We start from the raw sequence: 20,372 nt of genomic DNA, 5'->3' as shown, positions 1-20,372 counted from the left end.
GACATGTATGGTGCACTGATGGGAGTAGTCAGGAGGACAAGGGATTGGCAGGGCCAGGGTTGCTTACCCTTTTCTACTTGGATGAATGCTAACACGAAGCTTGACGCGGGGACAGTCGGAGACAGTCACAGGAGCTGGGGAATTACCCAGGCGGTTAATCTGCTGGGGCCTCCCAGGAGCTTCGGACTTTCTTAAAAGTGGGGAAGCTTTCTTGGTTGAGCTCGATATCTGAATCCATAAAGCGAGTGCTTTTACTAAGGGCAGGGCACGGGAGACTCTTGAGCGTGTTTTCATATCAATGAGGTGGTATTCGTGCTTGCAAATTCAAGATTCAGCATACGCAAAAAGCTTGGCGCATTGGTGCTGCTTGTCCTGATTCCGGATATGGTTGTCATCTTATATAGCGGACTATCTAATGAGCAACGTGCTATTGAACGGGCGTTAAACCAGGCCAAATATGTCGCTGGCAACTTGGCTTCTCGCCAAGTGCTTATGAGTGCGAGTACCCATGAATACCTCAAGGCCATTGCCGCGCTCGCGTCCGTGCAGGAATTGGATGGGCCAACAAGTACAAAGATATTGAGAAGTATCACCAATAAGAGCAGCGTTTATAACAATATCATCTTGACTAACCTCCAGGGCGCAGTCGTGGCGTCCACGCAAGACTGGGTGCCAGGAAGGAATTTGGCTGATCAGCGCGCATTCAAGCGTGCATTAGCCACTCGCGACTTTGCTTATGGAGGATACACAAAAAGCATTGCGACTGGCCGCCATGTGCTTACGTGTGCACTCCCTGTCTACGATGCTGCCAATAAAATGGTAGGAATTCTCAACGCTGGTGTTCGATTAGATCAGTATGATGATGTTGTCAAAGACATTGATCTCCCCACATACTCGACAATTTACATGGCAGATGAAGATGGAATCCGACTCTATAACCGCCATTTCCCAAATCCTAAAAGTGATATTTACCCTGTAGGGGAAGCAATACGGGCCAACGTATGGCAGGACATAGTTGCACGAGCACCGGGAGTTCCCTTCACGAATATCGGTGCTGACGGACGCCGGAGGATCTATGCCGTTCAAAAACTGTCCCGGGTGGACGGTGAAGCCCCATACTTCTATGTTGGCGTCAGCATCCTTGAGGAGGAAATCGTTTCGGAACCAAAGCGAGAACTCCGCAAGAACCTACTTTTGTTAGCTGCTGCTGGCCTTATGTCCCTCCTGGTCGCATATTATGCCGGGACCGTGGGAATTGTCCGTCGCATCGAGGTGTTGGGCAAAGTGGCCAATGCTTATGCCTCCGGTCTGTACTCAGAACGGACAGGGAATGTCGGCGGAAACGATGAGATTAGCCAGCTGGCCAAGGACATCAACCAGATTGGCACCAAAGCTGAAATACATTTTACGGAAATCAAGCAGGCTGAGGATGCGCTGCGTAAGAGTGAGGAGCACCTCCGTATTGTTTCAGACAACGCAAACGATTGGGAGTACTGGCGCGGCCCCGATGGGAAGCTCAAATGGGTCTCGCCTTCGTGCAAAGACATTACTGGATACTCCCCAGAAGAGTTCATGGGAGATAACCCTCTGGATGACCGCCAAATTGTCCATCCAGATGACTTGAAACTCTGGGAAGAGCACCTTGATCTGGTGCTTGACAACTTTGAGCACCATCATTTGGAATTGGACTTCCGAATACTCAAACGCTCCGGCGAAGTCGTTTGGATCAGCCACAGTTGTAAGCCTGTATTCAGCAATGACGGAGTATTTCTGGGGCGTAGGGTCTGCAATCGCGATATTACTGAACGAAAAGCCATCGAGCAGTCTCTGACATTTCTGGCAACCTATGGCAACGCTCGTTCTGGCAAAGACTTCTTCGAAGATCTCGCGGAGTACTTGGCTGAAAACCTGAAAATGGATTTCGTCTGCATAGATCGGCTTGAAGGTGATGGGCTTAACGCACGGACTCTGGCTGTATATTTCGATGGGCATTTTGAAGACAATATCACCTACGCGTTGAAAGACACTCCTTGTGGGGATGTGGTTGAAAAACAGGCATGCTGTTTTCCCCGCGATGTGCGCAGTCTTTTTCCTGATGATCCGGTTCTACAGGACATGGCAGCCGAGAGTTACGTTGGCATTACTTTGTGGGATTCGGCTGGACAACCGAACGGGCTTATTGCTGCCATAGGGCGTCACCCTTTGAAGGATACTCGTCTGGCTGAATCCATTTTGAAATTAGCTGGAGTGCGAGCAGGCCGGGAGCTTGAGCGTCTTCAGGCTGAAGAGGCTCTTCAGTTGGCAAAGAATGCCGCCGAGACAGCTAGCCACGCCAAGAGCGAGTTTCTTGCTAACATGAGCCATGAAATACGCACTCCACTAAACGGAGTGCTCGGGATGCTCCAGTTGCTTGAGTCTACTGGGCCGAATGATGAGCAAAAAGAGTATCTTTTGGGAGCGATTAGGTCCACAAAACGACTGACGCGATTGCTTTCGGATATTCTTGACATCTCAAGGATCGAAGCAGGTAGGATGGAAATAGTTGAGACAGAATTCAACATCAAGAAAACGCGGGATTCTATCCGAGACCTTTTTGAGATGGAGGCCCGGGAGAAAGGTCTTTGCTTGGAGTTTGGACGCGATGAGGATCTGCCCCTGGTCTTGATCGGGGACGAGGTTCGGCTTCGACAAATCCTGTTCAATCTTGTCGGCAACGCTATTAAATTTACCGATAAGGGTGCAGTTCGGATCGATGCATCGTTGTTGTCAAAGCCGGGCGATTCTTTCGTGCGTGTTTTGATCACAGTCAGTGATACGGGAATAGGTATTTCAGAAGAAAGTCTTAAGTCAATTTTTGAGCCTTTTGTTCAAGCTGAAGGCTCATACACTAGGCGCTTCCAAGGGGCTGGCCTTGGGCTTTCTATCGTTCGTCGCTTGGTAAAGCTCCTGGGTGGAAACATGTCGATTGATAGTTCACTAGGTGAGGGAACGATCGTCTATCTCTCACTGCCGTTCAAGGTTCCACAGGTGGGTGAGCAGAAAACCGTAGAGCATGCCGTGAATAACCACCACTCCCCTGAACACAGTCCTTCGCGCATACTCCTTGCTGAGGACGATTCGTTAAGCTCGCTTACCTGCAAACGGATGCTCGAGAAATCCGGCTACGCAGTCACTGTCGCCAAGGATGGTGAGGAAGCGTTAAAGCGGTTGAATGCAGAAGACTTCAACCTAATACTCATGGACGTCCAAATGCCCGTCATGGACGGCGTTGAAGCTACAAAGGCAATCAGAGGGGCAAGCAATCTTGGAGCGAAGTCAAGCATCCCAATCGTTGCTATGACTGCATATGCAATGTCTGGTGATCGAGATAAATTTCTAGAAGCGGGAATGGACGAATATATTTCGAAGCCTGTGGATAGGTTGGCGCTGATTGAAGTGATTGAACGGGTTCTCGGCATGAAGAAAAAAGTTCAATGATGCATCGGCAGACCAATTGATGCGGAGATTTGGGCGCGAGGCGCTTTCTTCATGAGCGAGCGGTGACACAGGGTCTAGCGGAATGACAGCCGGAGTGAGTCACGGGGGCTGGGCTTTTTACCCTGTCCCGTTGAGGTACTTTCTTTCATTTATGGTCGAAACATGTAACGCTTGGAGGTCGAGACATGAAGTGTACCGCTCTTGTTGCCACAGTGCTTTCTTTGCTGCTCTCCTCGTCGTTTGCATTGGCCGAGGACAAAATCCCTTCGTTGGTTGGGAAATGGGATGTAGAGACGAAAGGAGGCGTGATGCTGAATTCCGATAAAGAGTCAAGCATTACGCACTGGACTCCTGGTCAAAATGTTCTGAACGGGCAGCTTGAAATCATCAGTCAGGATGACCGTTTTGTTAAAGGGACATATACATCGCAGCGCGGATCTGAAAAAATCATCGGGATGATCTCTTCCGATGGAAAATTTATGTACTCAGTAGACGTAGATGGATTTGTTGATTGGCGAATTGTTGGCAAAGATAAGCTTGAAGGTGTATATCGCCATGCCAAGCCCTCTGACAGTGTTGTGGCTATTGGGATAGCCAAAAGACAAAAGTAAGTCTTCCAATAGACTTGACCGTTGCTTCTGTGGATTCGATTGCCTCCGGCGTCACCAAGAAGCATGCCAAGGGGTTGCCGTGAAATCGGTAACCCCTTTTTCTTTGCCTAAGCGCCAACGCGAGGCTGTGGGGTTATGGCCTGTACATACCCCGCAATCAGCCCCTAGCCAGGAAACTCACTGGTTTGGTTATTGCTTTTTGTCAGAGTGATTTTCATCCTTATGACCGTAGCCGTGAGCTTTCTTGAACGCATGCCATTCGTCGTGGTCTATTCCGCCAGATTTGTCGACGTCAATGATGACAAATGCGGCTGCGGGGTCGCCGTTCGCTTTGAAAAATTCAACGAACTCTTCTTTTACGACTACTTTATCGCCGTTATTGTCGATATCTCCAAAGTGTCCATCATATTTGTCGCCAGCAAAGGCCATGGTTGCAATTGAAAGTACGCCGAGGAAAGTTAACACGGCAAGTTTCTTCATAGTTCCTCCGGAAAAGTTTGTCCTACATAATACGATTAATTTTGATTGCGTCAACCTAGGTGGACAATTTCTTCACTTGCCTGTTGTGCATCAAAGTTTCGGCAACATCCTGTTGAACAAACGATATCCGGCACGCGCGGTTGATGCCACAGGCGGCATCGAAGACTGACCCTGCCCGAGAAAGTGCTGCAGGAACTGGCCTATTGAGGCATAGGGGCTGTGAATTTACCCGTCCCGCTTGGTTTCCTGGGCCAACCCCATCCTCTCCCCCTGTCGCTGTCATTGACCGCCCCCTTCCTGAGCCGTTCCCCTGGTCCTGGGGCCTTTGTCCCCCGGCTCCGTCCCCGCTAAAGTGTGGACCTCCTTGACTGATCGAGGTATTTTTCAGTCGTTGGGCTATCAGCATAAATGCTGAGTTTTGGACCGATACTCGGAGTTAACCTTGCGATTGCATGATCCCATATGCCTGCATCTGCCCGCTCGCGAACGATGGGTTGGAGTGGCTGTGGCTGCGGCTGGCGAGTATGCTTCACTCCTTGGATTCAGCAAGGAACGTGTCCGGGACATCAGTCTGGCCCTGGATGAGGCAGTCATGAATGCCCTAGCCTTCGGATACGGCGGTCAGAACGACGAACTAACCGTCATCATGTCCGAAACAGGCCACGGCCTGCGTCTTACGGTGCGTTCCAAAGGATTGCCTTTGGATGAAAGCCGGCTGCCCCAATACGACCCGAGCCGTCTTGGCGAAGGCGACACGACTGGCCTTGGTACACATCTCATTCGCAGGCTCGTCGACCAAGTATTCTTTTCGGTAAAGGAAGACGGCGAGCGCGAAGTTTCCATGGTTGCGCTCCTCCCGCTTGATCTGCCTGTGGCGAGGGAGAAGTCCGAAGGGGATGCACCCGAATGGCCAGCGGCAAATCAATCGCTCCCACCCCAAGTCCTGCGTCGCGCGGCGCCTCATGACGCCGATGCTATCGCCCGTCTCGCCTTGAGATCCCACGGCACCGTCCTTTTCGACGAGCGGATTTATTACCCGGCCAGCGTGCGGGAAATGCTTGAGACAGGCGAGATGATCTCTGTCGTTTCCGAGGTCGAGGGCGTCGGGATTACTGGTCACGGGGCGCTGCTGCACCTGGAAGCGGGAGTTAGGGAACTGACCTTCGGTTTCGTGGACGCACGTCACCAAGGCAAGGGCTGCTCCTGGGGGCTTGCTGATTGCCTGATGCGGATCGCCGCCGAACGTGGGGTGCGCGTCGTGCTGGCATCAGCGGTTACAAGTCATGTTCGTTCCCAACGTTCGGCGCTCCACGCAGGACTGCGGGAGTCTGCCCTGCTTGCTGCCGCAGGCCCGGCGGCCAGCGTCTGGAGCGAGGGCAGCGCCGACAAGGCAGACGTTGTTCCAGGTCGTATCGCCGATCTCGTGTTTGTCCGCTGCCTCGGCGAACCCGACCCGTCTCCGGTCTACCTTCCCGTCCGCCACAAGCGGATGATCGAAAGCATCTTTGCCAACATTGGCCTGAGCCATCTCCCTGATTCGGGTGCATCGCATGGGACTGCGCTGCCAAGTACACCAACGATTTTAGAATTTGAATCCGATTTTAAGGAAGGATGGACATTTATCACTATATCTGAGCCAGGGCGAGATGCGTTGGCTCAAATAGAGTCACACCTTAAAACATCACGCACCCGGGTCACCCCGCTGACTGTCCTTCTATTGCCCCTAGATAACGGCCACACGCCAGAATTAAGCGAGGCTGCCGAAAAGTTAGGGTTTTTCTTCGCAGGCATTGGTCCAAGCCAAGAAGGCCGCATGAACTTGGCACTGCAGTTTCTTTGCGGCGTTGAGCCGGACTTCCAGTCAATCCAATTGCATACTGCTTTTGCGCGTGAACTTTTGGATTACGTGCGCTCCTGTGCCGCTCAGAATGAGCTAGGTCTCGGAGATGTTGGAGCCTCCTGACGGCCGTTGGTCCTGCCCCATCCACTCCCCCGACCGCCGGCCCGGACACCCCCTGGAAAGGCGCGGTAGGCCCCTTCCTGGGCCGTTCCCTTGGGACTGGCCCCTTTGCCCCCCGGGCCATCCCCGCTCCAGGGTGGGCCCCCAGGGGGGAATGCCCGATTTTTCTTTGGGTTGGGCCATCGTCAGAGGAATGCGCACAAATTTCTTAACGAATTTGCTCCGCTTTTTCCCGCCGGTCTGAATTCACTGCGGGTATTTTGAAGCAACCTCGAAAAAAGCACTAGACAGCGGTTGGTCCCGGGCCTATATGTTAGTCGTGTCCCTAGTGAAGGTTGTGAGCAACCCTAACGGAGGCGATGCCATTGGGTGAATCAATTGTCGGAGAGTTTTCCTCGCAGTAGAGCACTTGAAGGCCAGTAAAAAATGAAATCTGGCAAGCTCCATGTGTGGCAAACACGAGCTCTACGTTCCTAGTCGAGGCGCAATCGTCAACCCATAAGTCTTTTTTGCAACATACCCTTACTGGCCCCGGCTTGTGCAGTCGGGGCCTTTCTTTTTCCATTGTGGTGCCTGAAGGAATGCTCGACATCGGTCCTGGATGGACTTTCGGACTTTTCGGGGAGATTGCCGCGGCTCGGCCAAAATATTCCCGACACCCGTCATCGATTCGCAAAATACAACGTAACATACCGCGCTACTTTACTCTTTATTGCCGGCGGCAAGCTTATGCAACGCCAGAAAACGGCTCCGGCAAGAGCATGGAACACTAAAATAATTATAAAATTATTTTCAGGCCAATCTCTTTACATCTGCCGCGAAAGGTGTATCTGTTCTGTGGCCAGTCTATTTAAACGAGCATGGATTTTTTGGATCTTGGGCGTTCTGATGTACAGCTCCACTCGATACGAAAAGAAATGCTAAAAACAGGAGCAACCCATGTCCAAGAAACTCTATGTCGGCAACTTGTCTTTCAATTCCACCGAAGACGACATCCGCACCCAGTTCTCCAACTACGGCGAAGTCATCAGCGTCAATCTCATCACCGATCGTGAAACCGGCCGTCTGCGCGGTTTCGGTTTCGTCGAGATGGACGACGAAGGTGCCCGTGCGGCCATCGCCGGCATGGATGGTCAGGACTTCGGCGGCCGCAATCTGAAGGTCAACGAAGCCGAGGACAAGCCCCGCTCCGGCGGCGGCAACCGCGGCGGCAGCCGCTGGTAGTCCCCGCGGACTCCACTCGCACCTCTCGATAATGACCAAGGGCCAGGAGCATGTTCCTGGCCCTTTTTGCGTGGCGCGGAGGAGGGGGCTTGCGGATTGGCCGCGCGGTCGGAAGGCGTGGCAACGAAGGCCACGGGGTAAATCGGGCCGGTGGTTGCGCTGCCTGGTCACTGGGGAAAACGCTCTATTCGCCGCCCGTGCGCTCCCCAGGGGCGCGCGCACGCGTTTTTTGTTGCTGCGGCCAGGACTGGGCAGGGTGAAAACAGGCGGCGGCGGGAGGGCGTCCTGGCAGCGGCGAACCGGCGCGTCAATGGGCGTCTGGCGTATACTGCTCCGGGGCGGTGTAGAGCAGATAACAGTGCCGAAACATCAGGCCGGTGTTCCAGACAATGAACACGGCGCTGACGCCAAAAAGCAGATATTCGATATGGTCGGTGTCAATGATGGCATTGGGCATCTTGACGCAGGCCACGCACATTTCCATGAAAAGTCCCAACAACAGATAAAAAAGTCCGTAGGCGTGGCAGATGTCGTCGATATAAGCCTGCTTTTCAGTGTAAAATTTCGGATAGAGCTTGAAAATGGGCATGAGGGAATGACGTTCCTCAATGGCGACGCCGTAAGCGATGAGGATGACGCCCAGGGATTCCGAGACGTTTTCGAGGTCGGGGATGTTGTCTAAGGCGTTGAGCAACATGGGAGCCATTATCCAAAGCGAGAAAATGCTCAGCGCCAAAATAAGGACATTGAAAAGCAGAATGCCGTTTCTCCCGGTGAGGAAGAGAAGAGCTTTGTCGCGCATCGGGAGATCCTCAAGACGAAACGTCGTTGTGTGAAAAGCCTGCCCTTGATCCTGGGCAAAGAAAGCCGCCCATGGCGTTTACTTCAGGCGCGCCGGCAGCGGCTTCGCCTTGTTGCGGTCCTATCCTTGGGCCTTTTGCCTTGGCAAGGGGAAAACCTCACCCCAGCCTCGGGTCGGCCGGGTCCAGGCTGTGGGCCAAAAACGGGCCATTGAGGAATTCCGGCTTGTTGTAGGCAAACGGCGACCCGTCCAGGGCCGTCATGACGCCGCCGGCCCCCAGCACTAGGGCGTGGCCGGCGGCCACGTCCCACTCCGACGTCGGCCCCAGGCGCGGGTAGACATGGCAGTCCCCTTGGGCCAGGGCGCAAAATTTCAGCGCGCTGCCCCGGCTCACGGTGCGCACTTCGCCAAAGCGGGCCAGCCAGTCGGCCAGCCCGGGCGAGGGATGGGACCGGCTGGCCATGGCGATGATGGTCTCCCCAGGCACGGGCCGGCGCACCCGCAACACCTGCTCCGTGCCGTCGCTCTCCCGGCGCAGGGACGGGATACCCGGCCCGCCGGCATAGAGCCGGTCGGCCACGGGCGCGGCGATGACGCCGTAGACCGGCCGGCCGTCTTCCACCAAGGCCAGACAGACGCAAAAATCCTCCCGCCCGGCCGCGAACTCCTTGGTGCCGTCCAGGGGGTCCACGATGAAACACCGTTTATACCGCCGCCGCTCCTCATAGGGCGCGTTGGCGGTTTCCTCGCAGATAACGGGCAGTCCCGGAAAGATATGGGCCAGCCCGGCCGTCAAAATCTCCCCGGCCCGTTTGTCGGCCTGGGTCACGGGCGTACCGTCGGCCTTGGTTTCGATGTCCAGGCCGCCGGCGCGGCATTCCAGGATGGCCTGGCCGGCCAGCCGGGCCAGACCCATGAGGGCTTCGCGATCCAGTCCATGCATAATGGTGCTCCTCCCGGGCTGGTACCGGCCAGTGCAGGCCGTGTCAAAACCGGCGTTGTTGCTTTTCCCATGCCGCGCGGCTATGAAACGGGCGTTGTCGCATGTCCGATGGGAGGGATGCTTGTGAGCGAGGCGGTACGGGTTCTGCTCGTGGATGACGAGGAAAGCTACGTGGAAACCCTGCGCAAGCGTCTGATGCGCCGGGGGCTTGAAGTGAACATGGCCCACAGCGGCGAACAGGCCCTGGAGGCGCTGCAAGGCTTCCCGGCCGACGTGGTGCTGCTGGACGTCAAAATGCCCGGCATGGACGGCATGGAAACCTTGTCACGCATCAAGGCGGCCCATCCGGCGGTGGAGGTCATCATGCTCACCGGCCACGCCAACGTGGACGTGGCCATACGCGGCATGGAGCAGGGGGCTTTCGACTACCTCATGAAGCCCGCTGAAATGGACGATCTGTATTACAAGATCCAGGACGCCCACAAGAAAAAGCAGCTCGCCGACGCCAAGTAGCGGCGACGCGGCCCTTGAAAAATACGCCCGTATTTTTCCAGAAAAATCACGAGGAGGGCGGCCATGGAGGAGTCGGCCAAGCCACAGCGCACGGTGCTCATCGTCGAGGATGACCCGCTTTCGGCCCGGGTGGCCGAAAAAATTCTCGGCCGGCTGGGCTACGGCATCCTCGGGATGGCCCGCACCGGCGAGGAAGCCCTGGACGCGGCCCGGCAAGCCGCCCCGGACGTGGTGCTCATGGACATCAACCTGGCCGGAGCCATGGACGGCGTGGAAGCGGCCGGAGCGCTCATCGCCGAATTCGGCGTGCCGGTCATTTTCCTCACCGCCGCCGTGGACCGCGACATCATGGAACGCGTGGCCGGGGCCGGAGCCGCCGGCTACATCCAAAAACCCGCCAAACTCCTCGACCTCAAGGCCAACCTCGAAATGGCCATCACCCGGCGCGGCCGGGAACGCCCCTGCCCCACCGACGCGGCCGTGACCCTGTACAAATCCCTGCTGGCCGGCGTCCTGGCCGCGTGCTCCCGCCGCCTGGCCGCCGTGGACCGCTCCGGCCGGATACTCCTGGCCCATCCCGACGACCACCTCGCCGGCATGGCCTTCACCGAAGCCTTCCCCGACGAAACGCCCCTGCCAGGCCCCGCCGATACCCCCCTCACCGACTCCACCGGCCAGACGTTAGGCTGGCTGCGACTGTTGGGGTGATGAGAAGAGAATAGCAGTAAAGATGCCGGCGGCTGGGGGCCTGAGGCCCCCAGACCCCCCAGCTGGGGAAAGGGGGGGAGGGGGCTTTGCCGTTGGGTGGAGAGGTCGTCGGTGAAGTTCGCGTGGTCCAGTCCTGACGTTGCGTCTTGCGTCGCGCCAGCGGCTCGTCCTACCAGGCTTCGGCCACGGCCAGACCGGTGGCCGGCTTTTGACGCTGCGGGGCCGGCCGGTCGGCCAGCCGGGCCGTGTGCGCGGCATGACGCTCAATGTTGGCCGCATAGTAGACCGTCACCTGCACCCCGCGCCCCAGCCGCGTCAGCGTCACCAGCCCCTTGTCCCGGGCCCAGGCCCAGGCCTCGCCCGACGTCCCCATGGGCGACGGCGGGCCGTGGCGCTCGGACAAATGCTGGCGCAAACTGGCCGCATAGCCTTCGCCGTGGTCGGAAAAACGCAGATTGAGCGTCAAAAGCCCGCCCCCAACCTCGGAAAACACCGCCGAACCCGAAATAGGGCCGGCCGGCTGGGCCACGTTCTTCTCGGCGTTTCTGGCAAAGGCGTAGGTCGAAAGCTGCCCGGGCAGATTGGCGGCGGCGGCGCAGCATTCACGGCCCAGATCGCGGATGTAGGCGGCCACGGCTTCCTTGTCCCCGGCCGCGGCGGCCAAGGGATAGGCGAAATTGCAGGTCTGGCCCTGGCCCCGACTCACCCGGAAACGCTTGTTGGCCAACTTGTCGGCCAAGGTCTGGGGCGTTTCCCGGTCGGAGATGTCGTAAAAGGAAAAACTCGGCCCAGCATCCGGCCCGGCCGCGAACCGCGCTTGCCGGCTCACCGGCGCGCGGTGGACATAGGCCGCCGGCGGCGACGGCGGCAGCTGGCGCTCCAGGGCGGCCTGGCCGGCCTTGGACAGGCGCGGCGGCCGCTTTTGCAGCTGCTCATAGCAGAAAGCCCCGGCCGTGACGCCAAAGGCCAACAGCGTAATGCTCGCGGCCAGAATATATTTGAGCAGCCCCAGCCGATCCAGTGCCTCGATGACGGCCAACCGTTCGCGCCTTGCCATGACGGCCTCCCCGACGACCCCTTCCCGGCCGCCTTGCCGCTCCTATCGGCCGTTTGGGGCAAGGCATTAGTGCGTGGAGGTAAGGATGGGTGGGGAGGAGAGGAGAAGGCGTTGCCTCCGGCGGCTGGGGGCCTGAGGCCCCCAGACCCCCCATCTGGAGAAAGGGTTAAAGGGGAGCGGCGGGCAAGCCAAAGGGCTGTCGGAGCGCACGTGGCCGGAAACGCGGCTCCTGGGCTGAGCCTACAAAAACGCCCCTGCCGGCGGCAAAACCGGCAAGGGCGCGAAGGCGGCAGGGCAGGGCGGACGTCAGTCGGCTTCGATGCAGTCGTGGGGGCAAAAGGCCATGGCCCGCTCCACGTCGTCCACCGGGGCCTCGGCCAGGAGCAGCACGGGCTTTTCCGTGGCCTCGTCCATGGCGAAAAGCTCCGGGGCCATGGCGGCGCAAGCGCCGCAGCCGTTGCAGCAAACCGGATTGACGGAATAGGCGGTCAGGATCGTCTCCATCGGCGTTCCTTTGTTTTGGTGGCGGGTCCGACCTTTTCCATCTATGTTTCCCCACGACGTTGTCAACGAAAGGACAAGCCAAAAGCGCCATGCGATGCAACAAATGCGGCGGGGACAATCCCGACGACCGCCGGTTCTGCCAGGTCTGCGGCCATAAGCTGCAATCCGGCCGGGCCGGAACCGAAGACGCCGCCGCGCCCGATCCGGCCGCCCAGGAAGAGGCCAGGTCCGCCGGCCGGCCGGCGACGGCCGGCGGCGAGGCGCACGGGGACGCTACTGCCAGGCCCCCAGGGCCGGACGCCGGCGAGGGCCGGTCCCGGCCGCGAAAACCCGAGCTGGCCCCGGACAAAGCCCGTCCCGACCCCCGCCCCGACTCCAGGCTGCTCGATTTCCAGGGCTGGAAGAATCCGCTTTTGGGCCTTGGCCCCTATTTCGAAGCCTGCCTCTATGCCGGCGTGCTGGCCGTGGCCGTGGCCGTATGCCTGGCCGTGGGCGTCCTGTGGCCGCTCTATCCCCTCCTGGCCGTCCTGGCCCTCATCGCCTGGCTGCGGCGGCTGTAGCCGCAGGCTCCCAGCCTCTGCCTGGCCAATGGCCGTTACTCTCCCAAAGGCTCAATGTTCCAGATGTTCTTGGCGTATTCCAGCACCGCCCGGTCGCTGGAGAAAAAGCCCATGTTGGCCGTGTTGCGGATCGAGGCCGCGGTCCAGGCCTCGGGGTCGAGGTAGAGGGCATTGACCGCGTCCTGGGCCTCCAGGCAGGCCCGGTAGTCGGCCGTGACCAGATAGTAGTCGCCGTGGCGCAGCAGGTTGTCGAGGATGGGCGCGAACAGGTCCGGCTCGGACGGCGTGAAATAGCCCCGGCCGATCATGTCCAGGGCCTCGGCCAGTTCGGCGTCGGCGGCCACGCGCCGGCCCGGGTCGTAGCCGGCGGCCCGGGTGGCCTCCACTTCCTTGGCTGTGAGCCCAAAGATGAAGATGTTCTCCCGCCCCACGGCCTCCATGATCTCGATGTTGGCCCCGTCCAGGGTCCCGATGGTCAGCGCGCCGTTTAGGGCGAACTTCATGTTGCCCGTGCCCGAAGCTTCCATGCCGGCCGTGGAGATCTGCTGGGACAGTTCGGCGGCCGGGATGACCTTCTCCGCCTGGGACACGCAGTAGTTGGGCAAAAACACCACCCGCAGCCGGCTTCGCACGGCGTCGTCGGCGTTTACGGTCTCGGCCACGGCGGTGATGAGCCGAATGATGCGCTTGGCCATGAAATAGCCCGGCGCGGCCTTGCCGCCGATGAGCACCGTGCGCGGCGGCACGGCTAGATGGGGATCGCGGCGCAGGCGGTTGTAGAGCGTCACCACGTGCAGGACGTTTAAAAATTGGCGCTTGTATTCGTGCATGCGCTTGACCTGGACGTCAAACAGCGTGTCCGGGTTGATGCCCATGCCGGATTTGCGCAGCACGTAGCGAGCCAGGCGCTTCTTGTTCTCCCGCTTGGCCGCCCGCCAGTCCTTGCGGAAATCCGGGTCCTCGGCCAGGGGCAGGAGTTCGGCCAGCCGGTCGAGATCGGTGGTCCAGTCCGGGCCGATGCGCGCGGTGATAAGCCGCGACAGGGCCGGGTTGGCCTGGAGCAGCCAGCGCCTGGGCGTGATGCCGTTGGTGACGTTGGTGAACTTGCCCGGGTACAGGGCGTCGAACTCCGGAAAAACCTTTTCGCGCAGGATGTCGGAGTGGAGCCTGGCCACGCCGTTGACCTTGTGGCTGCCGACAATGGCCAGATGGGCCATGCGCACCCGGCGGCTGGCCGGGTCGATGATGGCCAGCCGGTTTTGCCGGCCCTGGTCGCCGGGATGGGCGGCGGCCACCTCCAGCAGGAAGCGCCGGTCGATCTCGGCGATGATTTCCAGATGGCGCGGCAGCACCCGGCCCAGCAGATCGGCCGGCCAGGTCTCCAGGGCCTCGGGCAGCACGGTGTGGTTGGTGTAGGCAAAGGTACGGCGGCAGATGGCCCAGGCCTCGTCCCAGCCGAGAAATTCCTCGTCCACGAGGATGCGCATGAGCTCGGCCACGGCGATGGTCGGGTGGGTGTCGTTGAGCTGGATGGCCACCTGGTCCGGGAACTCGTCAAAGCCCGGGCCGGATTTCTTGTGGCGGCGGATGATGTCGCGAAGGGTTGCGGCCACCAGGAAATACTGCTGGCGCAGGCGCAGTTCCTTGCCCTGGATGGGTTCGTCGTTGGGGTAGAGCACCTTGGAAATGTTTTCCGAATGGATTTTCGACTGCATGGCCCCCAGGAAATCGCCCTGGTTGAAGTCGCGAAGCGAAAAGCCGGTGGACGAGGCGGCGGCCCACAGCCGCATGTTGGTGACGTGTTTGCCGCCGTGGCCGGGGATAAGGATGTCGCAGGGCATGGCCATGACCGTGTCGGCCTCGGCCCAGCGGTACCGCAGGACGCCTTGGGGGTCGGTGTAGGCTTCGCTGCGGCCGTAGAATTTCACCTCATAGAGATGCTCCACCCGGTCGATGACCCAGGGACTGCCGTGGCGACGCCAGTTGTCGGCCTCCTCCTCCTGCCAGCCGTTCACAATGCGCTGATGAAACAGGCCGTAGTCGTAGAGGATGCCGTAGCCGTAGCCCGGGATGCGCTGGGTGGCCATGGAGTCCATGTAGCAGGAGGCCAGACGCCCCAGGCCCCCGTTGCCCAGGCCGGCGTCGCGCTCCTCCTCGGCCAGGTCGTCCAGGCTGAAGCCCAGGTCGGCGGCGGCCTGGCGGCAACCGTCCTCCATGCCCATGTTGGTGATGTAGTTCATGAGGAACCGGCCGGGCAAAAACTCCATGGACAGGTAGTAGACCCGCTTGGACATGGAATCGTAATACGAGGCCTGGGTGGCCAGCCACATCCTGATAAGGCGTTCGCGGATGGCGTAGGCCAGGCCGCTGTAGTAGCGAAAAGGATCGGGCGGGTAGAGGTCGTTGCCGAGGATGGACAGGACGTAGCGCTTGATGTCCTCTCCGAGGGATTCGAGCTGGTGGAAATCCGGGGCGGCGGGCTTGGCCATGGCGTGCTCCCCTGACGGCGGCGTTTGGGTGGGACTCTGATTCAGTCCTACGGGAGCCGGGGGGGACTGTCAAAGCCCGACGACGAAAGCCGGGAAAAGGACGCAAAAAAGGCCGGGAACCGATAGCGGCGGTCGGTTCCCGGCCTGTCCGGACGCCCGCGTGGGACGGGTTGTGTCCGATGCTGGGGAGCGGGGTGCCTAAGCCGCTTCCCTGAGGCGATAGTTGCGCAGGGCGATGCGCAACGCCGCCACACACCAGTTGTCGCAGCCGAGCTTTTCGATGACCCGGGTCATCAGCGGCTGGAAATCTTCGCTGGACACGGTCTGGGCGTCCAGAACGCTCATGCCCTTGACGGTGGCGCACAGGGCGGCCATGCACTCGCGGCTGTAACCGCAGCTCTCGACCGTACCGCCGGCGTCGACGATGATGTCGTTCTCGATAAGAAGCTGCATCTTCACGGCACGTCCGCAGGCGGAACATTCGCTGGTGCCTTCGATGGTGTAGTTGTCCAGGGGCTTCACGGTCAGGCGGGTCTTGGTGGTGGCTTCGGCGTTCATGGCGGTCTCCTTTATAAAAACTTCGCAGGGTGTTTGCGGCTGCTCACGCGTTGTTGCTTCTCTATAAGCAACGGGCGTGCCATTTATTTAACATGCTAAATTTATTACATATTTTTTTCAGACGTCTGATGAATTCGCGAAAAAGCCATGCCATGTTGCAAAAAAGCATCGACTATTCTAGACTGAAAATGAGCAAAACCTGAAAAAACAGTGGCTTGGCAAATTTGCAACATGTTGCGAAAACGCCACGAGTTGCGCTATTGCACCAGGCAGACTGGCCACGCTTGAGAAAAATGGGACAAACCCTTCGCCAAAAGAGGTCTGCCTTGGGAAAAAAAGTGCAAAAACTCCTCGACCCCGTGGCCGGACACCTCGACGCCATCCTCGACAGCATCGAGGACGGCGTGTTCATCGCCGACCGCGACGGCTATGCCCTCAAGGCCAACGCCGCCTACGAACAGCTCACCGGCATGGCCAAGGCCGAGCTCATCGGCAAAAACGTCGAAGAGCTCAAGCGCGAAGGGCTTTTCAACATCGCCCCCATCACCCCGGAAATCGTCGCCACCGGCCGCCCCGCCTCCTCCATCCAGGTCACCCGCGACAACCGCTCCATGACCATCGACGGCAAGCCCATCCGCGACCCCGACGGCAAGGTCAGCCTGGTGGTGCTCTACGCCCGCGACATTACACTGATGGCCCGGATGCGCGAACGCATCTCCCGCCAGCAGGAGCTCATCGAGACCTACCAGCACCAGATGGATTTCTTCATCCGCGAGGGCGGGGGCATCACGAGCTTTATCGCCGAGAACTCGGCCATGAAGCGCCTGATGGACCTGCTGCGCCGGGTGGCCGCCACCGACGCCGTGGCCCTGGTCCTGGGCGAAACGGGCGTGGGCAAGGAACTCTTCGCCCGCATGATCCACGAGGCCAGCCCCCGGCGCGAAAAGCCCTTCGTCAAGGTGGACTGCGCCTCCATCCCGGAAAACCTCATCGAATCCGAACTCTTCGGCTACGCCCCCGGAGCCTTCACCGGGGCGCATCCCAAGGGCCGGGTAGGCTTTTTCGAGATGGCCGAGGGCGGCACCATCTTTCTCGACGAAATCGGCGAAATGCCCCTGCCGCTCCAGTCCAAGCTCCTGCGCGTGCTCCAGGACCGCGAACTGACGCCTGTCGGGTCCAGCAAGTGCCGCAAGACCAACGTGCGCGTCATCGCCGCCACCAACCGCAACCTTGAAGCCGAGGCCAAGGTCGGCGCCTTCCGCAGCGACCTGTTTTTCCGCTTGCGCGTGGCCGTGCTGGAAATCCCGCCCCTGCGCGACCGGCCCGACGACATCCTGCCGCTGGCCCGCATGTTCCTCCAGCGCTTCGGCTCGCGCTACCGCAAACGCACCACCCTGTCCCTGGAATCCGAACGCATCCTGGCCCACTACAACTGGCCCGGCAACGTCCGCGAACTCGAAAACTTGATCGAAGGCCTGGTCATCACCTGCGACTCCGGCCGCATCGAGGCCGACGAACTGCCCACGGCCATGCGCGTGACCGAATGCCCGCTGTCCCCGGACGCGCCCCGGCCGGCCGGCCCGGCCCCGATGACCCCGCCGCCCATGGCCACCCCGGAACCGGACTGGGAACGGCCCTATAAAGAGGTCATCGCCGCCTTCGAGCGCGACTACCTCGAAGGCGCCATCGAACACTTCGGCTCCGTGGGCGAAGCCGCCAAACGCCTGGGCCTGGACCGCACCACCATCTTCCGCAAACTCAAGAAAGCGGCCGGCGAGTAGGCGTATAACGGAATAAAGGCGCGCCATATTCGGGGCTCCGCCCCGAGCCCCGCCGGGGGCGGCACGCCCCCGGACCCCCGACTTGTGTCGCGCCGCGCGGGAAGCATGTATAAGGGCGTGATGCCAGGATGGATCGCCGCGCAGCGGCAAGGAGAAAGGAATGCCGGTACGGATCGAGCATGATTTTTTGGGCGAGATGACCATTGCCAACGACGTCTACTACGGCATCCAGACCCTGCGCGCCGTGGACAACTTCCCCATAAGCGGCCAGCCCATCTCCAGCTGCCCGGAACTCATCGCCACCCTGGGCTACGTCAAAAAGGCCGCCGCCCTGGCCAACATGGAGCTCGGGGCCATCCCCGCCCCCATCGGCCAGGCCATCTGCCAAGCCTGCGACGACCTCATCGCCGGCCGCTTCCTCGACCAGTTCCCGGTGGACTGCATCCAGGGCGGGGCCGGCACCTCCACCAACATGAACGCCAACGAGGTCATCGCCAACCGCGCCCTGGAACTCCTGGGCCATCCCAAGGGCGACTACGCCCACTGCCACCCCAACAACCACGTCAACTGCTCCCAGTCCACCAACGACGTCTACCCCACCGCTTTCCGCCTGGCCCTGCACCAGACCCTGGGCGGACTGGGCGAGGCCCTGGAATACTTGCTCGCCGGTTTCGCGGCCAAGGGCGAGGAATTTGCCGACGTCATCAAGATGGGCCGCACCCAGCTCCAGGACGCCGTGCCCATGACCCTGGGGCAGGAATTTTCCGCCTACGCCACCACCATCGGCGAGGACGTCTGCCGGCTCCAGGAAGCCCGGTCGCTTTTGCTCGAAATCAACCTCGGGGCCACGGCCATCGGCACCGGCATCAACTCCCGCCCCGGCTATAGCCGGCTGGCCACCGAGGCCCTGCGCGAACTGACCGGCCTGGATCTCGTCACCTCGCCCAACCTCATCGAGGCCACCTGGGACACCGGGGCCTACGTCCAGCTCTCGGGGGTGCTCAAACGCATCGCGGTCAAGCTCTCGAAAATCTGCAACGACCTGCGCCTGCTGTCGTCGGGCCCCCGCACCGGCCTTGGCGAGATCAACCTGCCGCGCATGCAGCCCGGCTCCTCCATCATGCCCGGCAAGGTCAATCCGGTCATTCCCGAGGTCATGAACCAGGTGGCCTTCGACATCATCGGCAAGGACGTCACCATCACCATGGCCGCCGAGAGCGGCCAGCTCGAACTCAACGTCATGGAACCTATCATCGCCCACTGCCTGTTCACCGGCATCGCCCGCCTGTCCCGGACCTGCCGGGTGCTGCGCGACCGCTGCGTGGACGGCATCACGGCCAACCGCGAGCATTGCCGCAGCTTGGTTGCCCGCAGCATCGGGCTGGTCACGGCCCTTAATCCGGTCATCGGCTACGAGATGAGCGCCGCCCTGGCCAAGGAAGCCATGGAAACCGGCGAATCCGTCTACGACCTGGTGCTGCGCAAGGGCGTGCTCACCCGGGAACAGCTCGACGAACTGCTGCTGCCCGAAAACATGATGCAGCCGCGTTTTGTGCAGGGGTAGCGGGAAGAGAGATAAAGAGGAAGAGCCTCCGGTTGGATGTTGCGCGATACTTCATCCTTACCCCTTTAAAAGGGGCGGGGCCATCCCATCACCAGATGGAAGAAGGGGGTAAAGGGGGCGATGGCGAGAGAATGCAGCAAGCGTTTGCGCCTGGCGGCCAGGGCGGGGGAGCGGCCGGCGGCGCAAGCCCCGGCCGCCCTCAATGTTCGCTATTCGTACTTCTTGGCGTAGGCCGCGTCGTTGTAGAGCGCTTCGCCGTGGGCGTCCTTGCCGAAGGTCCGGATGATGTCCTGGCCCTTTTGGGAGGCCACGAAGGCGATGAAGCCGGCGGCCAGCTCCGAAGCCGGCTTGCCGTCGGTCTGACGACACAGGGCGTGGTAGGTGTTGACGAGCTTCTTGTCGCCGGAAAACAGGATTTGCAGCTTGGGAGTGTTCTTCTTCTCGGCCACCCAGGTGCTGCTGTCGGTCATGAAGTAGCCGGCCTCGTCATTGGCCCGCTTGAGGGTGGCGGTCATGAAGGCCTTGGTCACGACGTACCAGTCGCCCGAGGGGGTGACGCCGGCGTCCTTCCAGGTGTCGGTTTCCTTTTTATGGGTGCCGGAATTGTCGCCGCGCGAGAAGAACTTGGCCTGGGCCTGGGCGATCTTGCGGTAGGCGTCGGCGGCCGTGGTCGCCTTGGTGATGCCGGCCGGGTCGGCGGCCGGGCCGACGATGAAGAATTCGTTGGAGCCAATGAGCGTCGAGCAGCCGGCCCAGCCCTCGGCCAGGGCTTTTTTCTCGGCCGCCGGGGCATGGACCATGATCATGTCCACTTCCCCTTTTTGCAGCATGTCCAGGGACTGGCCCGACCCCGCCTTGATCCAGTCCAGGCGGCAGCCGGCCTGGGCGCAGTAGGCTTCGCCGAGCAGCTTTAAAAGGCCCAGTTCGCCGGGGCTGCCGGTGGCCAGGGAAAAGGGCTTGGGGCCGGGGCCGTAGCTTTCCTCGACGGTGGGGCCGGCCAGGGCCGGGCCGGCGGCCAGGAACAGGGCCAGGAAAACGGGGATGATGGCGCGCATGGGTCACTCTCCTGTGCTTTTGGGGCATGATGCTATTCCCCTATGTTGGCAAAGAGTCAAGATCATCTGTGATTTTATGGAGATGT

The 20,372-nt window shown here is 60.1% G+C and carries 17 protein-coding genes; 9 read left to right on the top strand and 8 right to left on the bottom strand.

The window, feature by feature from the left end:
* The first annotated feature begins 312 nt into the window (after window positions 1–312).
* Together C3Y92_RS00290 and C3Y92_RS00285 are read left to right on the top strand one after the other, a co-directional pair.
* A complete protein-coding gene (locus C3Y92_RS00290) occupies window positions 313–3,477 on the top strand; it encodes an ATP-binding protein (RefSeq protein ID WP_235669560.1) in 3,165 nt (1,054 codons plus the stop codon).
* A gap of 185 nt (window positions 3,478–3,662) precedes the next feature.
* Window positions 3,663–4,088 carry a hypothetical protein gene (locus tag C3Y92_RS00285; RefSeq protein ID WP_129348406.1) on the top strand — a complete coding sequence of 142 codons (426 nt, stop codon included), beginning with the start codon at window positions 3,663–3,665 and terminating at the stop codon, window positions 4,086–4,088.
* Between the two features lie 189 nt (window positions 4,089–4,277).
* Here C3Y92_RS00285 and C3Y92_RS00280 read toward each other — a convergent pair whose 3' ends face one another.
* Window positions 4,278–4,568 (bottom strand): EF-hand domain-containing protein, encoded by a 291-nt coding sequence (locus C3Y92_RS00280; RefSeq protein WP_129348404.1) that lies wholly within the window; start codon window positions 4,566–4,568, stop codon window positions 4,278–4,280.
* Between the two features lie 442 nt (window positions 4,569–5,010).
* Between C3Y92_RS00280 and C3Y92_RS00275 the strand changes: the two genes are divergently transcribed.
* Both C3Y92_RS00275 and C3Y92_RS00270 read left to right on the top strand, forming a co-directional pair.
* Complete coding sequence (locus C3Y92_RS00275) at window positions 5,011–6,531, top strand: ATP-binding protein (RefSeq protein WP_165352036.1); 1,521 nt, start codon at window positions 5,011–5,013, stop codon at window positions 6,529–6,531.
* Between the two features lie 936 nt (window positions 6,532–7,467).
* Entirely contained in the window at window positions 7,468–7,752 is a 285-nt protein-coding gene (locus tag C3Y92_RS00270) for an RNA recognition motif domain-containing protein (RefSeq protein WP_012749752.1), read from the top strand.
* A 307-nt stretch (window positions 7,753–8,059) separates the two neighbouring features.
* Here the strand turns inward: C3Y92_RS00270 and C3Y92_RS00265 are convergent, their stop codons facing one another.
* Both C3Y92_RS00265 and cysQ read right to left on the bottom strand, forming a co-directional pair.
* Window positions 8,060–8,554, bottom strand: a complete 495-nt coding sequence (locus tag C3Y92_RS00265) for a hypothetical protein (RefSeq protein ID WP_129348400.1) — start codon at window positions 8,552–8,554, stop codon at window positions 8,060–8,062.
* 157 nt (window positions 8,555–8,711) lie between these two features.
* Window positions 8,712–9,497 carry a 3'(2'),5'-bisphosphate nucleotidase CysQ gene (gene cysQ, locus C3Y92_RS00260; RefSeq protein WP_129348398.1) on the bottom strand — a complete coding sequence of 262 codons (786 nt, stop codon included), beginning with the start codon at window positions 9,495–9,497 and terminating at the stop codon, window positions 8,712–8,714.
* Window positions 9,498–9,620: 123 nt separating this feature from the next.
* Here cysQ and C3Y92_RS00255 point away from each other — a divergent pair, with 123 nt between their 5' ends.
* Both C3Y92_RS00255 and C3Y92_RS00250 read left to right on the top strand, forming a co-directional pair.
* Window positions 9,621–10,010 (top strand): response regulator, encoded by a 390-nt coding sequence (locus C3Y92_RS00255; RefSeq protein ID WP_043601371.1) that lies wholly within the window; start codon window positions 9,621–9,623, stop codon window positions 10,008–10,010.
* Window positions 10,011–10,073: 63 nt separating this feature from the next.
* On the top strand, window positions 10,074–10,718 hold the full coding sequence (locus C3Y92_RS00250; protein ID WP_129348396.1) for a response regulator: 645 nt from the start codon (window positions 10,074–10,076) through the stop codon (window positions 10,716–10,718).
* A 169-nt stretch (window positions 10,719–10,887) separates the two neighbouring features.
* Here C3Y92_RS00250 and C3Y92_RS00245 read toward each other — a convergent pair whose 3' ends face one another.
* Window positions 10,888–11,775, bottom strand: coding sequence for a hypothetical protein (locus tag C3Y92_RS00245; RefSeq protein ID WP_129348394.1), 888 nt, complete (start codon window positions 11,773–11,775; stop codon window positions 10,888–10,890).
* Between the two features lie 306 nt (window positions 11,776–12,081).
* Window positions 12,082–12,279 (bottom strand): ferredoxin, encoded by a 198-nt coding sequence (locus C3Y92_RS00240; RefSeq protein ID WP_006920093.1) that lies wholly within the window; start codon window positions 12,277–12,279, stop codon window positions 12,082–12,084.
* 89 nt (window positions 12,280–12,368) lie between these two features.
* Between C3Y92_RS00240 and C3Y92_RS00235 the strand changes: the two genes are divergently transcribed.
* A complete protein-coding gene (locus C3Y92_RS00235; protein WP_129348392.1) occupies window positions 12,369–12,839 on the top strand; it encodes a zinc ribbon domain-containing protein in 471 nt (156 codons plus the stop codon).
* 35 nt (window positions 12,840–12,874) lie between these two features.
* On the opposite strand, the gene C3Y92_RS00230 is transcribed toward C3Y92_RS00235, so the two are convergent.
* Both C3Y92_RS00230 and C3Y92_RS00225 read right to left on the bottom strand, forming a co-directional pair.
* The gene (locus C3Y92_RS00230; protein ID WP_129348390.1) at window positions 12,875–15,328 is read right to left on the bottom strand and encodes a glycogen/starch/alpha-glucan phosphorylase; all 2,454 of its coding nucleotides are present in this window, start codon (window positions 15,326–15,328) and stop codon (window positions 12,875–12,877) included.
* Between the two features lie 198 nt (window positions 15,329–15,526).
* Window positions 15,527–15,886 carry an iron-sulfur cluster assembly scaffold protein gene (locus C3Y92_RS00225; protein WP_129348388.1) on the bottom strand — a complete coding sequence of 120 codons (360 nt, stop codon included), beginning with the start codon at window positions 15,884–15,886 and terminating at the stop codon, window positions 15,527–15,529.
* A gap of 326 nt (window positions 15,887–16,212) precedes the next feature.
* Here C3Y92_RS00225 and C3Y92_RS00220 point away from each other — a divergent pair, with 326 nt between their 5' ends.
* Window positions 16,213–17,667, top strand: a complete 1,455-nt coding sequence (locus tag C3Y92_RS00220; protein WP_129348386.1) for a sigma-54 interaction domain-containing protein — start codon at window positions 16,213–16,215, stop codon at window positions 17,665–17,667.
* A gap of 160 nt (window positions 17,668–17,827) precedes the next feature.
* Window positions 17,828–19,231, top strand: coding sequence for an aspartate ammonia-lyase (aspA, locus tag C3Y92_RS00215; protein ID WP_129348384.1), 1,404 nt, complete (start codon window positions 17,828–17,830; stop codon window positions 19,229–19,231).
* A gap of 209 nt (window positions 19,232–19,440) precedes the next feature.
* On the opposite strand, the gene C3Y92_RS00210 is transcribed toward aspA, so the two are convergent.
* Window positions 19,441–20,286 (bottom strand): substrate-binding domain-containing protein, encoded by an 846-nt coding sequence (locus tag C3Y92_RS00210; RefSeq protein ID WP_129348382.1) that lies wholly within the window; start codon window positions 20,284–20,286, stop codon window positions 19,441–19,443.
* Between the last annotated feature and the right edge of the window lie 86 nt (window positions 20,287–20,372).

It is taken from the genome of Solidesulfovibrio carbinolicus (genome assembly GCF_004135975.1).
Taxonomy (GTDB): Bacteria; Desulfobacterota; Desulfovibrionia; order Desulfovibrionales; family Desulfovibrionaceae; genus Solidesulfovibrio; species Solidesulfovibrio carbinolicus.
This window is presented reverse-complemented; position numbering and strand designations above follow the sequence as displayed.

Excerpts from the sequence above, each read along its gene's own strand:
- C3Y92_RS00285 (WP_129348406.1), top strand. The coding sequence starts at position 3,663 with ATGAAGTGTACCGCTCTTGTTGCCACAGTGCTTTCTTTGCTGCTCTCC.
- C3Y92_RS00280 (WP_129348404.1), bottom strand. The coding sequence starts at position 4,568 with ATGAAGAAACTTGCCGTGTTAACTTTCCTCGGCGTACTTTCAATTGCA.
- C3Y92_RS00270 (WP_012749752.1), top strand. The coding sequence starts at position 7,468 with ATGTCCAAGAAACTCTATGTCGGCAACTTGTCTTTCAATTCCACCGAA.
- C3Y92_RS00265 (WP_129348400.1), bottom strand. The coding sequence starts at position 8,554 with ATGCGCGACAAAGCTCTTCTCTTCCTCACCGGGAGAAACGGCATTCTG.
- cysQ (WP_129348398.1), bottom strand. The coding sequence starts at position 9,497 with ATGCATGGACTGGATCGCGAAGCCCTCATGGGTCTGGCCCGGCTGGCC.
- C3Y92_RS00250 (WP_129348396.1), top strand. The coding sequence starts at position 10,074 with ATGGAGGAGTCGGCCAAGCCACAGCGCACGGTGCTCATCGTCGAGGAT.
- C3Y92_RS00245 (WP_129348394.1), bottom strand. The coding sequence starts at position 11,775 with ATGGCAAGGCGCGAACGGTTGGCCGTCATCGAGGCACTGGATCGGCTG.
- C3Y92_RS00240 (WP_006920093.1), bottom strand. The coding sequence starts at position 12,279 with ATGGAGACGATCCTGACCGCCTATTCCGTCAATCCGGTTTGCTGCAAC.
- C3Y92_RS00235 (WP_129348392.1), top strand. The coding sequence starts at position 12,369 with ATGCGATGCAACAAATGCGGCGGGGACAATCCCGACGACCGCCGGTTC.
- C3Y92_RS00230 (WP_129348390.1), bottom strand. The coding sequence starts at position 15,328 with ATGGCCAAGCCCGCCGCCCCGGATTTCCACCAGCTCGAATCCCTCGGA.
- C3Y92_RS00225 (WP_129348388.1), bottom strand. The coding sequence starts at position 15,886 with ATGAACGCCGAAGCCACCACCAAGACCCGCCTGACCGTGAAGCCCCTG.
- aspA (WP_129348384.1), top strand. The coding sequence starts at position 17,828 with ATGCCGGTACGGATCGAGCATGATTTTTTGGGCGAGATGACCATTGCC.
- C3Y92_RS00210 (WP_129348382.1), bottom strand. The coding sequence starts at position 20,286 with ATGCGCGCCATCATCCCCGTTTTCCTGGCCCTGTTCCTGGCCGCCGGC.